Raw genomic sequence first — 11878 nt, forward strand, 5'->3', positions numbered from 1 at the left:
CGTACTCGTACGATCGAGACATGAGTCCCGCACTCGTGACACCCGGCGCGCCATGGGAGCCCGACTGGGTCCAGGCGCACACCCCCTCCGAGGCCGCCAGGCTGTCCGCCGAAGGCAGGACGGCGCTGGTCAGGCTGCCCGCCCAGCTCGACGCCGCCCTGGCCGCCGCCTCCGTCTTCCGCTGGCACGGCGCCACGATTTTCGTGACGGAACATACCGATCAGGTAGGTCTGGCCGTGGAGATGACCGACTGCCTGGCGGGCAGGCGGCCTCCGGCGCTCACGCGACGGGGGCTGGCATGAACGAATCCGAGATCTCCGCCTACCTCGCGCGCATCGGCGTCGACCGGTCCGGCGACCTGTCACCGCGGGCCCTGCAGTACGCCCACCTGACCACGGTCCCGTTCGAGAATCTCAGCATCCACCTGGACGAGCCGATCGTGCTCACTCCCGAAGCGCTCTTCGACAAGGTCGTCAATCAGCGGCGCGGCGGGTTCTGTTACGAGCTGAACGGCCTGTTCGCGGGGCTGCTCACCGCGCTGGGCCACCGGGTGACGCTGCTGGCGGCCCGGGTGTACGGCGGCGACCGGCTCGGCCCGCTCTTCGACCATCTGGCCCTGCGTGTCGAGCTCGACGAGCCGTGGCTGGTCGACGTGGGGTTCGGCGACTTCGCCGACGCGCCGCTCCGCCTCGGCGTGCGCGGCGAGCAGGCCGACGGGGCGGGCGTCTTCGAGATCCGCCCGGCCGATCACGGCGACCTCGACGTGCTGCACAACGGCAGGCCCGCCTACCGCCTGACGGAGCGGGCCTACGAGCTGGCCGACTTCGTGCCGACGGCGTGGTGGCAGTCGACCTCGCCCGACTCCCACTTCACCAGGTCGGCGGTCTGCTCGATGCGCACCCCCGAGGGACGCATCACGCTCAGCGGCGACAAGCTGATCACCACCTCGTACGGCGAGCGCGCGGAGAAGGTGCTCGCCGAGGCGGAACTGCTTCCCGCCTACCGCGAGCACTTCGGTGTCGAGCTGGGCCGCCTCCCGGTCGTCAGATGACCGCCTCGCCGAGCTCCTCGGGGCTCGGCGAGAGGTGCACGGTGCGCCCTTCGAGCCGGTCGAAGGCCTCGTCGACCGTGGTGGTCCAGGAGATCGCGTCGAAGACGTCCGCTCTGGTGAACCCGGCCTCGTAGAGCTGCTCGATCAGGTCGCGCAGCGGCTGGAACAGCCCCCACGGGTCCAGGATCACCAGCGGCCGGTCGTGCAGCCCGAGCACGCGGGCGGTCCAGATCTCGAAGAGCTCCTCGAGGGTGCCGATCCCGCCCGGCAACACCAGGAACGCGTCGGAGCGGGCGTCCATGAGGCCCTTGCGCTCGCGCATGTCCGTGGTGATCACCAGCTCGTCGGAGTCGTTGTCGGCGACCTCGATGTCGACGAGTGCCTGGGGGATGACGCCCACGGTCCGCCCGCCCGCGGCCCGCGCCGCCGACGTCACCGCGCCCATGCACCCGACGGTCGCTCCCCCGCTCACCAGGACGTGGCCGCGTTCGGCAATCCGCGTTCCGACTTCAGCGGCCAGATCCAGATATTTGGGGTCGATCTTCTGACTTGATGCGCAATAGACGCAGATATTCACAAAGCCAGACTATTGGGGCTCCGCCGAGTGCTGCGCGACGGCCTCCTGCTCATCCTGCCGCTGCTTGGACCTGACCCGATCGGCCTCCACGATGATCCGCACCGCCTCGTCCACGTCATCGGTCACGGTGAACAGATCGAGGTCCTGCTCGGCGATCTTGCCGGTGCCCAGGAGGGAGTTCTTGATCCAGTCGACCATGCCGCCCCAGAACGAGGTGCCCAGGAGCACCACGGGGAAGGAGGTCACCTTGCGCGTCTGGACCAGCGTCAGCGCCTCGAACAGCTCGTCGAGCGTGCCGAAGCCGCCGGGCAGCGCGATGAAGCCGCAGGAGTACTTCACGAACATCGTCTTGCGCACGAAGAAGTAGCGGAACTCGATGCCGAGGTCGACGTACTCGTTCATGCTCTGCTCGAAGGGCAGCTCGATGCCGAGCCCGACGGAGATGCCTCCCGCGTCGACCGCGCCCTTGTTGCCCGCCTCCATGACGCCGGGGCCACCGCCGGTGATCACCGCATATCCGGCCCTGGCCAGCGCCTCGCCCAGGTCACGGGCGAGTTTGTAATCCTCCGAGTCGGGCTTGGTCCTGGCGGAACCGAAGACCGACACGGCGGGGGGAAGCTCGGCGAGCTGCCCGAAACCCTCGACGAACTCCGCCTGGATGCGCAGCACCCGCCACGGATCCATGTGCACCCAGTCGGCCGGACCCTGGCGGTCGAGCAGGCGCTGATCATGAGTGGAGTCGGGTACCAGACTGCCGCGGACCACGGCTTGACCCTGCCGACGCTCGGGGCGTGACTTTTTCATGGGCCAACGTTACCCATCCGCGCGCGTCGCCACGCGAGGGCAAAGGGGACGGCGATGACCGTGCCCGCCACGCCGTACACGCCGATGGCGGCGGCGGGGCCGAAGGCGTCGGCGAGCGGCCCGCTGAACAGCACGCCCAGCCCCTGGGAGGCGACCAGGGCCGACTGCGCGACGCCGATCACCTGGCCGCGCCGTTCCGTGGGCGCGATCCGCACGTACTCCCCGTTGGCCAGCACCTGGTAGGAGGCGAGCGCGCCGACCACGAACCAGATGACGACCGACGCCACGACGCCGGGCTGCAGGGCGCAGACGATCAGCGGCACGCACGACGCCACCGCGAGCGGCGCGAGCGCGTCGACGCCCACCCGCAGCTTGTTGACCAGGTACATGCCCACGACGCTCCCGGCGGGGATCGCGCACAGCAGCAGCGCCAGTTGCGGCCCGTCGCCGCCGAGCTGGTCGTTGTACGGCACCGCGAGCCCTTCCGGCGCGATGTAGAACAGCGCCAGCATGGCCATGGCCAGCAGGGTGCGCAGCCGCGCGTCACCCAGCACGATGCGCACCCCGGCCAGCAGCTCGCCCGGCGCGACGACCTTGCCGGTGCTCGCGGCCGGGCGGTCCTTGGTGCCCACCGCCACGATCAGCGCGGCGACGAGGAACGACACCGCGTTGGCCAGCAGGGCGACGCGGGTGGGCAGCGCGGTGGCGATCAGGCCGCCGAAGCCCAGGCCGACCAGGACCGTCACCTGCTGGGTGAGCCCCAGCAGGTTCACGCCCGTCTGGTACCGCTCCTCGTCGAGCACGTCGGGGGTGGTGGCGATGCGCGCCGCGCGCTCGGGGGCGTCGATGAGCGTGGTGAAGAACAACATCACGCACAGGACGGGGAACGGGATCGCGGGCACGGCCATGAGGCCGACGAGCAGGGCGCGGGCCAGGTCGCAGGCGATCATCAGGCGGCGGCGCGGGAACCGGTCGGCCAGGTGGCCGAGCAGCGGGCCGCCGATGAGGTTGGGGATGAAGGTCAGGGCGTAGGTCAGGGTGGTGATCGTGGCCGACCGGGTGAGCTCGTAGGCCAGGACGGCCAGGGCCACCCTGGCGAGCTGGTCGCCTAATCGGGAGATCAGTCCTGACACCCACAGTGCACGAAACTCGGTCACGCGGAGCACGTCGGCGAAGGTGGTCACGGTGCCGAGCATCGGACAGAGCGCTATGGATCGACTATATTCGCAGGTGAGCGCCCTTTTGGGGCGTTCTAAAAAATCTTGAAAAATCTGCGGAACCAGATTTCGCACCCCCCGCGTCTAAGGACCGAGGGTGCTGCTCGGGACTGAAAGTGGCTTTCCCCGCCAAATGGCCGGCGAGGAAAGCCACTTTCGCATTATGCGAGCCAGTCGAGCATGGCCGCCTCGGCCTCCACGATCTTGGACAGGGTGACGTACTCGTCCTTCTGGTGGGCCAGATTCGGGTCGCCAGGACCGTAGTTGACGGCGGGGGTCCCCAGCTCGGAGAAGCGCGCCACGTCGGTCCAGCCCAGCTTGGCCCGCGGCTGCCCGCCCACGGCCGCGGCGAAGGCCGCCGCCACCGGATGCGTCAGACCGGGCCTGGCCGCCGGCGCGAGATCGGTGAAGGTGACCGCGAAGCCCTGGAAGACCTCCAGCACGTGCTGCTGCGCCTGCTCCACGCTCAGATCGGGGGCGAAGCGGTAGTTGACGGTGACCACGCACTCGTCGGGGATCACGTTGCCCGCGACCCCGCCCCTGATCGACACGGCGTTCAGGCCCTCGTGGTAGCGCAGCCCGTCGACGACCGGCGTGCGCGCCTGGTAGGCGTTGAGCCGCGCCAGCACGGCCTCCGCACCGTGGACGGCGTTGACGCCCAGCCACGACCTGGCGCTGTGCGCCCGCTTGCCCGACACCGCGATCTCGGCGCGCATGGTGCCCTGGCAGCCGCCCTCGATGACGCCGTCGGTCGGCTCCATGAGCACCGCGAAGTCGGCGGCCAGCCACTCGGGATGCCGCCCGGCGACCCGGTTGAGCCCGTTGCGCTCGGCCTCGACCTCTTCGCAGTCGTAGAAGACGTAGGTCAGGTCCTTGGCGGGCTCCCTGATCAGGTGGGCCAGGCGCAGCGCCACCGCGACCCCGGCCTTCATGTCGGAGGTGCCGCAGCCGTAGAGCAGGTCGCCCTCGACCCGGCTGGGCAGGTTGGAGTGCACAGGGACGGTGTCGAGGTGCCCGGCGATCAGCACCCGCTCGTCCCTGCCCAGATGCGTGCGCGCGATCACGGTCTCGCCGGAACGCTCCACCGCCAGGTGCGGCAGCGCCGAGAGCGCGGCCTCGACCGCGTCGGCGATGGCCTTCTCGTCGCCGCTGACCGACTCGATGTCGACGAGGGCCGCGGTGAGCAGCCGGACATCCTGCGACAGATCAAGAATCGTCATGCGTTCACCCCATGCTCCCGCAGCACGTCGTTGAGCGCCGCCTTGTCGTGCCGCTGCCCTGGTTCGAGGCGCTTGAGCACGAGAACCGCCGGCAGGCCGTACGTGCCCCCGGGGAACTCCTTCATCCGCGTGCCGCTCACCGCCACGCACCAGTCGGGGATGCGGCCCCGGCTCAGCTCCTCGCCCGTCTCCACATCGATCACCGGCATGGACGCCGACAGGATCGTTCCCGCGCCCACGACGGCTCCCCTGCCGACCCGGGCGCCCTCGACGATCATCGAGCGGCTGCCGATCAGCGCGTCGTCCTCGATGACCACCGGGACGGCGTTCGGCGGCTCCAGCACCCCGCCGAGGCCCACCCCGCCCGACAGGTGCACGTTCTTGCCCACCTGCGCGCACGACCCCACGGTCACCCACGTGTCGACCAGGGTGTTCTCGCCGACGTAGGCGCCGATGTTGGTGAACGACGGCATCAGCACCACGCCAGGGGCCAGGTGCGAGCCCCAGCGCGCGATCGCGCCCGGAACCACCCGCACGCCCTCGAACCTCGACTTCAGCGGGATCCGGTCGTGGTGCTGGAAATCGCCCACCTGCGACCTGGCCATGCCGAGCACGCGGAAGCCGAGCAGGATCGCCCGCTTGGCACGCTCGTCGACGATCACCTCACCGTCGCCGCCCACGACGGCCACCCTGGCCTTGCCGGCGTCGAGCTCGTCGACGGCGCCGACCACGACCCTGCGGGCCTCCGCATCACCCGGCGAGAGCTCCGCGCGGCGCTCCCACAGCTCGTCGATCGCCGCGGGGAGCGGGCTGGAGTAGCTGTCCTTCATGGCCAGCGAGCTTATCCGGCTCACCTCGCCACGGACGGCGGTAGGTTACTTAGAGTGCGCCTGCACTTCTCCCGCTCTGTCATCGTCATCATCGTGATCGTCGTCGTGTTCGCGGTGGCCATCAGCGTGGCCGTGCTCAAGCTGCTGGAAAAGGTCGAGCCGTTCGTGGAGCCGCAGGCCAAGTGCACTGTCACGACCCCGCAGGGCGAGCTCGAGCTCGATGTCGAGCAGGCGCAGATCTCGGCGACCATCGCCGCGGTCGCCGCGCGCCGCAAGCTGCCCGAGCGCGCCGTGATCATCGCGTACGCCACGGGCATCCAGGAGTCGAAGCTCTACAACCTCGACTACGGCGACCGCGACTCGCTCGGCGTCTTCCAGCAGCGCCCGTCGCAGGGCTGGGGCACGCCCAAGCAGATCATGGACCCGGTCTACTCCACCAACAAGTTCTTCGCCGCCCTGGTGAAGGTGAAGAACTACCGCAAGCTGCCCATCGCCGACGCCGCCCAGGCCGTCCAGCGCTCGGCCGGCGGCTACGCCTACGCCGACCACGAGGAGAACGCCCGCATCCTGGCCGCCGCCTTCACCGGCCGCGTGCCCAAGGCCGTCCACTGCACCTACCCGCCCGGCGCCAGCCCGTCGCCCACCTCGACCGCCTACGAGGCCGACCGGGCCAGGCGCGACCTGACCAAGGCCCTGGGCGGTACGGCCACCGCGGGCGTCAAGCGCGGCTGGCTCATCGCCACCTGGTCGGTCGCCCATGCCCAGAAGTACGGCCTGCGCAAGGTCGGCTTCGACGGAGTCACCTGGTCGCCGGAGTCCGAGACCTGGACCTCCGACTCCCGTGCCGGGCGCGACGAGGTCGCCCTGTCCTGAGAGGTTGAGTAGGGCGTACTCAAGCCGCCGATCATCCGGCTCCGCATGCTGATCTCATGCGGAGAACCCTCGTGTCCAAGCTGATCGTGCTGCTCGTCGCCTTACTCACCATGAGCCTGCTGGCCGCCTGCGAAGACTTCCAGATCCCCGGAGACCGGGCCGAGGCGGCCGGGCCCCAGAAGACCGCCCAGGCGCCCAAGAAGAGCTTCTGCCCGAAGGCCGGGCCGATCACCCGGTCGCAGCTCCCGTCGCCCGCCGACGCCGAGCGCATCGCCACCAACCCGTGCGTCAACGTCAACGGCCTGGTGGGACTGGCCGTGCAGAACATCCCCGACTCGGCCGTGAAGACCACCTTCCGTGCCGGGATCAAGAGCTTCGCCGGCAAGTTCCTCCTGGCGGCCGACGCGGTGAACTGCGCCTACGAGAACGACCACCTCGCGGTCGCGGTCTACCGGGATCCGGAGTACACCTGGTCGACCGGGCTGGTCGCGGTCGTGCGGGGTGACGCGGCGGCGCTGGCGGAGGATGCGATCTGCCTGCTGGAGAAGCAGCTCAACCCCTTCGACGACTTCGGCGCCGTCGTCGAGGACAAGCCCAGCCCGAGGTTCTGCGCCGACCACGAGTCACGCACGGCCGAAGGCTACGACTTCAAGATCCTCTGGATCGCCAACTCCACGACGATGTGCCGCAACCTCGCCTACTCCATCCGGTCGGCCTAGGAGGCACGCGCCAGCAAGGAGACGGAACCGGGTGGCAGAGGATGGGCGTAGGCGGCGGTCCACTGCGAGCCCTGGACGCGGTTGAAGGACAACAACCGTCCGTCGGCCGCGCGGTAGTCGGCGAAGTCGAGCAGGCCGCGCTCGGGGTGACCGGAGGCTTCACCCTCGGCCTTGAAGGCGGCGGTGCCCCGCTCGATGGGGAAGAACTCGACGCCCTCCATGATCAGCATGCTCTTGGCGGGCACCATGCCCTGCGTCGGGACCTCGGTCCAGAGCAGCACTTCCAGGTGGGGGGCGTCGCCCGAGGCCAGCCCGTGGCGCACCTCGACCGACAACCACTGGTAGCGGCGCAGGGAGTCTTCGATGAAGTATTCGGTCCACTGCTGGCCCTGCCAGGACACGTGGAGCGCCCCGAGCACCCGCCAGGGGGCGCCGTGCACCTCGATGCGGTCACCCACGCGGAAGGTGCGGGGGTCGATGAAGGTGGGCGTGGCCACGGGAGCGGGCACGGGAGCGGCGGGCTGAACCGGAGCGGGCCTGGCGGCCCGCCGGTCACGGCCCTGACGCATGGTGGCGAGGAACGCGCCGAGTAACAGGATGACGGTGGCGACACTGAGGCCGAGCACGACCAAAGCAGATGCGCTCATATCACCGCCCCGCGCGCGACGAGGCTGCGCCGATCAGTTCGTTCGACAACCTCGCCCATGCCGGGGAATCTTACTGGAGGCGGCGCACCGCCGCACTGATGCGTTCGTCCGTAGCCGTCACAGCGATACGGATATGTGAGCTACCAGCAGCTCCGTAGAAGTCACCCGGCGCGGCCAAAATCCCGATTTCGGCAAGTTCGGCCACCTGCGTCCAGCAGTCCTTGCCATTGGACGCCCAGAAGTAGAGCCCGGCCTCGGAGTGCTCGATGGTCCACCCGGCCTTCTCCAGGGCGGGACGCAGCACGGCACGGCGGGCGGAGTAACGCTCCCGCTGCTCCTCGGCGTGAGCGTCGTCGGCCAGCGCGGCGGCCATCGCGGCCTGCACCGGCGCGGGCATGATCATGCCGCCGTGCTTGCGGATCTCCAGCAGACGCTTGACCAGCGCCGGATCGCCCGTGACGAACCCGGCGCGATAGCCGGCCAGGTTGGAGCGCTTCGACAGGGAGTGCACCGCCAGCAGCCCCTCGTGGGAGCCGCCGCAGACGTCGGGGTGCAGGATCGAGATCGGCTCGGCCTCCCAGCCCAGCTCGATGTAGCACTCGTCGGAGGCGACGATCGCGCCGCGCTCGCGCGCCCACTCGACGACCTTGCGCAGGTGCTCGGCGGGCAGCACCCGGCCCGTCGGATTCGACGGGGAGTTGACCCACACCAGGTCGACAGGCTCGGGCCCGAGGGCCACCAGCCCGTCGGTGGCGCTCGCCTTGGCGCCCGCCAGCCTGGCCCCCACGTCATAGGTCGGGTAGGCCAGCTCCGGCAGGGCGACATGCTCGGCACCCAGGTAGGTGGGCAGCCAGGCGACGAACTCCTTCGAGCCGATCAGCGGCAGCACCGCCTGCTCGCCCACGCTGACGCCGTGGCGGCGCGCCAGCCAGCCCGCGGCCGCCTCGCGCAACTCCCTGGTGCCGTGGGTGAGCGGGTAGCCGGGGCTGTCGGCCGCCTTCACGAGAGCTTCCTGGACCACCTGCGGCACCGGGTCGACGGGGGTTCCCACCGACAGGTCGACGATCCCGTCGGGATGTTCCAGGGCGCGCCTCTTGTGCGGCTCCAGCTTGTCCCACGGGAAGTCAGGCAGGTTGTTCACGGCTCTCCTCGATGGCAGCACTCATCGCCGGGCGGAGCGGATGCGCCGGCCCGGCGTTGTCGCGCCGACCAGGTTAGTGCTCCTCGGCCTGCGGAGGCAGGACGGAGACGACAGGGTGATCCTTGTCGATCTTGCCGACCTTCGAGGCGCCGCCCGGTGAGCCAAGGTCGTCGAAGAACTCGACATTGGCCTTGTAGAAGTCCTTCCACTGCTCGGGCAGGTCATCTTCGTAGAAGATGGCCTCCACCGGGCACACCGGCTCGCATGCGCCGCAGTCCACACACTCGTCGGGGTGGATGTAAAGCATGCGTTCGCCCTCGTAGATGCAATCGACGGGGCATTCCTCGATGCACGCCTTGTCAAGCACGTCCACGCAAGGCTGCGCGATGACGTAGGTCACCTCGAGCTCCTTCACGACTTCGACCGCGGTTTGCTACGCCCTAGTATTGCCGTGCCCGCCAAGTGTCGGAAACGGAGGGTGGCGAAAACTCCATGGCTGCCCGGCTAGTCGTGTCCATCACGCCCGCCGACGTGGGCGCTCGGGTGACGACACGAAGAAGAGTGCCAGAGGGCTTCCGTGACGCGGTAGGCATTCTCGAATCGTGGGACGACGGACTGCTGGCCGTACGAAAACATGACGGCACCTTGGTGGAGATTCCGCAGGACACGCTGGTCGCGGCGAGGGTCGTTCCTCCTCGTCAGCGGTAAGTATTCGTAATGTGACTGAAAGTAGCAAGGCCGTCCTCATGTGCGCGGCCGCCTTCGTGCTCGCCGGATGCGGCCAGTCGGCCGTGCCCGAGCAGCCGCTCCCGCCCGTCAACGTGCAGGCCGCCTCGCTGAAAGAGGGTTTCACCACCCTCGACCGGCTGGCCGAGACCGCCCGCAAGGAGGGCGGGCTCAACCTCATCGGCCTGCCCCGCTCCTGGGTGAACTACGGCGAGATCATCGACGCGTTCTCCGAGAAGTACGGCATCAAGGTCAACGAGCTCGAGCCCGACGCCAGCAGCGCCAGGCAACTCGTCTCGAACGCCAAACCCGACTGCTACGAGCTGAGCCTCGACACGGCCGTGGCCAACGCCGCCCGGTTCGCGCCCTACAAGGTCAGCGGCTGGCACGACCTGCCCGACGAGGTCAAGCAGCCCGACGGCGCCTGGTACGCCAACTACGGCAGCTACATGTCGATCGGCTACAACCCGGCCAAGGCCAAGCCCGCCTCGTTCGCCGACCTGACCAAGCCGGGCGCCACCGTCGCGCTGGCCGGGGACCCGCGCCAGGACGCGGCGGGCTTCTACGGCGTCATGGCCGCCTCGCTGCGCTCGGGTGTACCGCAGCCGAGCCAGGCCGTCGAGCTGTTCTCCCAGCTCAAGGGGAGGATGGCCGACGCACGGACGGCCGACGTCGTGATCGACTGGGACCACGTCAACGCCGCGCGCGCCGCCAAGGCGCCGGAGAGCTGGAAGGTCACCATCCCGCGCGACGCGGCCCTGGGGACCTTCTACGTCCAGGCGATCGCCAAGAACGCGCCGCACCCGGCCTCGGCCAGGCTGTGGCAGGAGTACCTCTTCTCCGACGAGGGCCAGAACCTGCTGCAGAAGGGCTACGCCCGGCCGGTGCGCGCCGAGGCCATGCTCATGCGGGGCACGCTCGACACCGAGCAGGCGGCCAAGCTGCCCGTCGCCCCGGGTCCGCCCGTGCTGCTGACCGTCCCGCAGACCGACGCGGCCAAGTCCTACGTGCGCGCCAAATGGAGCTCGGTGGCCGGCTGACGCGTTCACGACAAAAGCCCCCGGCCTGCTTGGGCCGGGGGCTTTCCCATGATGACCATAGTCACGGAAGTGACTGATATGTCGTAGAGACATTCACGCCCTAAAGTGAGCGCACAGGGGGAATGACGTCTCAGAATGTGAGCTGATTGTCTTGCGATACGACACACCGAGCTTGATGCGGTGGAACAGTCGCGCCTACGACAGCAGTTTCGGCTATGTCTCGGCCAAGGGCGCGCCCCTGGTCGACCTGCTTGACCCGCAACCCGGCGAGAGGGTGCTCGACCTGGGATGCGGCACGGGGGTGCTGACCGCGGAGATCGCTTCAAGAGGCGCGCAGGTCCTCGGCATCGACGGCTCGCCGGTGATGATCGAGAAGGCGCTGGCACAGTTTCCCGGCATTGACTTCATCATCGGCGACGGCCACGACTTCACCGTCGCCCAGGCGTACGACGCGGTCTTCTCCAACGCGGCGCTGCACTGGATGAGCCGCGACCCCGACTCGGTCATCGAGAACGTCAGGGAGGCGCTCGTCCCCGGCGGCAGATTCGTGGCCGAGATGGGCGGATCGGGCAACTGCGCGGAACTCACCGCGGCCATGTCGACGGCCTGGCGGGATTACGGCCTTCCGGAACCCGAGCTGCCGTGGTACTTCCCCACCCCCGCGGAGTACGCGGGACGGCTGGAGAGGAACGGGTTCGTCGTACGCATTCTCGAATACTTCGACCGTCCCACGCCACTTGACGAATGCCCCGGCGGTGCCGCCGACTGGGTGCGCATGTTCGCCGGCAATGTCCTGGCAGGCCTGCCCAAGGACCTGGTGGAGCCGTTGCTGAGGCGAGTCAACGAGCTCGCGGCACCCGCCTTGCGCCGGGAGACCGGATGGATGGCTGATTATGTTCGCCTACGCTTCGCCGCCGTCCGACGCTGATACGTAGTCCATGATGCACATGGGTGTTTTGCCGGACTATGGTCTGTTCCGGAGGCCGCAAGAGTACGGCTGCGCCGCGACGGCGGCGTGAGGGGCTGGTGAACG

At 69.1% G+C, this 11878-nt stretch carries 14 protein-coding genes; 6 read left to right on the forward strand and 8 right to left on the reverse strand.

From position 1 onward, the window contains the following. Positions 1-20 precede the first annotated feature (20 nt). On the forward strand, positions 21-302 hold the full coding sequence (locus ACIBH1_RS32330; protein WP_397317759.1) for a hypothetical protein: 282 nt from the start codon (positions 21-23) through the stop codon (positions 300-302). Then, positions 299-1051 carry an arylamine N-acetyltransferase gene (locus ACIBH1_RS32335; RefSeq protein WP_397317760.1) on the forward strand — a complete coding sequence of 251 codons (753 nt, stop codon included), beginning with the start codon at positions 299-301 and terminating at the stop codon, positions 1049-1051. Before ACIBH1_RS32330 ends, ACIBH1_RS32335 begins: the two co-directional genes overlap by 4 nt. Here ACIBH1_RS32335 and ACIBH1_RS32340 read toward each other — a convergent pair. From ACIBH1_RS32340 to ACIBH1_RS32360, 5 genes are all read right to left on the reverse strand, one after another. Beyond that, positions 1044-1628: a TIGR00730 family Rossman fold protein gene (locus ACIBH1_RS32340; protein WP_397317761.1), complete on the reverse strand. Its 585-nt coding sequence runs from the start codon at positions 1626-1628 to the stop codon at positions 1044-1046. The genes ACIBH1_RS32335 and ACIBH1_RS32340 overlap by 8 nt on opposite strands. Before the next feature lie 9 nt (positions 1629-1637). Next, positions 1638-2432 carry a TIGR00730 family Rossman fold protein gene (locus ACIBH1_RS32345; RefSeq protein ID WP_397317762.1) on the reverse strand — a complete coding sequence of 265 codons (795 nt, stop codon included), beginning with the start codon at positions 2430-2432 and terminating at the stop codon, positions 1638-1640. Further along, the gene (locus ACIBH1_RS32350) at positions 2429-3616 is read right to left on the reverse strand and encodes an MFS transporter (protein ID WP_397317763.1); all 1188 of its coding nucleotides are present in this window, start codon (positions 3614-3616) and stop codon (positions 2429-2431) included. The genes ACIBH1_RS32345 and ACIBH1_RS32350 overlap by 4 nt, the downstream gene beginning before the upstream one ends. A gap of 194 nt (positions 3617-3810) precedes the next feature. Further along, complete coding sequence (gene dapE, locus ACIBH1_RS32355) at positions 3811-4863, reverse strand: succinyl-diaminopimelate desuccinylase (RefSeq protein ID WP_397317906.1); 1053 nt, start codon at positions 4861-4863, stop codon at positions 3811-3813. Positions 4864-4865: 2 nt separating this feature from the next. Beyond that, positions 4866-5699, reverse strand: coding sequence for a 2,3,4,5-tetrahydropyridine-2,6-dicarboxylate N-succinyltransferase (locus tag ACIBH1_RS32360; protein WP_397317764.1), 834 nt, complete (start codon positions 5697-5699; stop codon positions 4866-4868). 54 nt (positions 5700-5753) lie between these two features. On the opposite strand from ACIBH1_RS32360, the gene ACIBH1_RS32365 reads away from it, so the two are divergent. Continuing rightward, positions 5754-6572, forward strand: coding sequence for a hypothetical protein (locus ACIBH1_RS32365; RefSeq protein ID WP_397317765.1), 819 nt, complete (start codon positions 5754-5756; stop codon positions 6570-6572). 56 nt (positions 6573-6628) lie between these two features. Then, complete coding sequence (locus ACIBH1_RS32370; protein ID WP_397317767.1) at positions 6629-7291, forward strand: hypothetical protein; 663 nt, start codon at positions 6629-6631, stop codon at positions 7289-7291. Here ACIBH1_RS32370 and ACIBH1_RS32375 read toward each other — a convergent pair. The 3 genes from ACIBH1_RS32375 to fdxA all read right to left on the reverse strand — a co-directional run bounded on the left by ACIBH1_RS32375 (position 7288) and on the right by fdxA (position 9479). Beyond that, on the reverse strand, positions 7288-7917 hold the full coding sequence (locus ACIBH1_RS32375) for a DUF4178 domain-containing protein (protein ID WP_397317768.1): 630 nt from the start codon (positions 7915-7917) through the stop codon (positions 7288-7290). The genes ACIBH1_RS32370 and ACIBH1_RS32375 overlap by 4 nt on opposite strands. Positions 7918-8008: 91 nt before the next feature. Continuing rightward, complete coding sequence (gene dapC, locus ACIBH1_RS32380) at positions 8009-9079, reverse strand: succinyldiaminopimelate transaminase (protein WP_397317769.1); 1071 nt, start codon at positions 9077-9079, stop codon at positions 8009-8011. Positions 9080-9152: 73 nt separating this feature from the next. After that, positions 9153-9479, reverse strand: a complete 327-nt coding sequence (fdxA, locus tag ACIBH1_RS32385; protein WP_181614484.1) for a ferredoxin — start codon at positions 9477-9479, stop codon at positions 9153-9155. Positions 9480-9798: 319 nt separating this feature from the next. On the opposite strand from fdxA, the gene ACIBH1_RS32390 reads away from it, so the two are divergent. Together ACIBH1_RS32390 and ACIBH1_RS32395 are read left to right on the forward strand one after the other, a co-directional pair. Continuing rightward, positions 9799-10845, forward strand: a complete 1047-nt coding sequence (locus ACIBH1_RS32390; RefSeq protein WP_397317770.1) for an ABC transporter substrate-binding protein — start codon at positions 9799-9801, stop codon at positions 10843-10845. A gap of 175 nt (positions 10846-11020) precedes the next feature. Beyond that, a complete protein-coding gene (locus ACIBH1_RS32395) occupies positions 11021-11773 on the forward strand; it encodes a methyltransferase domain-containing protein (protein WP_397317771.1) in 753 nt (250 codons plus the stop codon). Positions 11774-11878 lie beyond the last annotated feature (105 nt).

This window comes from Nonomuraea sp. NPDC050663 (assembly GCF_044456985.1).
GTDB lineage: Bacteria > Actinomycetota > Actinomycetes > Streptosporangiales > Streptosporangiaceae > Nonomuraea.

Coding starts and splice junctions, on each gene's coding strand:
- ACIBH1_RS32360 (WP_397317764.1), bottom strand. CDS start 5,699: ATGAAGGACAGCTACTCCAGCCCGCTCCCCGCGGCGATCGACGAGCTG.
- ACIBH1_RS32395 (WP_397317771.1), top strand. CDS start 11,021: ATGCGGTGGAACAGTCGCGCCTACGACAGCAGTTTCGGCTATGTCTCG.
- ACIBH1_RS32335 (WP_397317760.1), top strand. CDS start 299: ATGAACGAATCCGAGATCTCCGCCTACCTCGCGCGCATCGGCGTCGAC.
- ACIBH1_RS32370 (WP_397317767.1), top strand. CDS start 6,629: ATGCGGAGAACCCTCGTGTCCAAGCTGATCGTGCTGCTCGTCGCCTTA.
- ACIBH1_RS32330 (WP_397317759.1), top strand. CDS start 21: ATGAGTCCCGCACTCGTGACACCCGGCGCGCCATGGGAGCCCGACTGG.
- ACIBH1_RS32345 (WP_397317762.1), bottom strand. CDS start 2,432: ATGAAAAAGTCACGCCCCGAGCGTCGGCAGGGTCAAGCCGTGGTCCGC.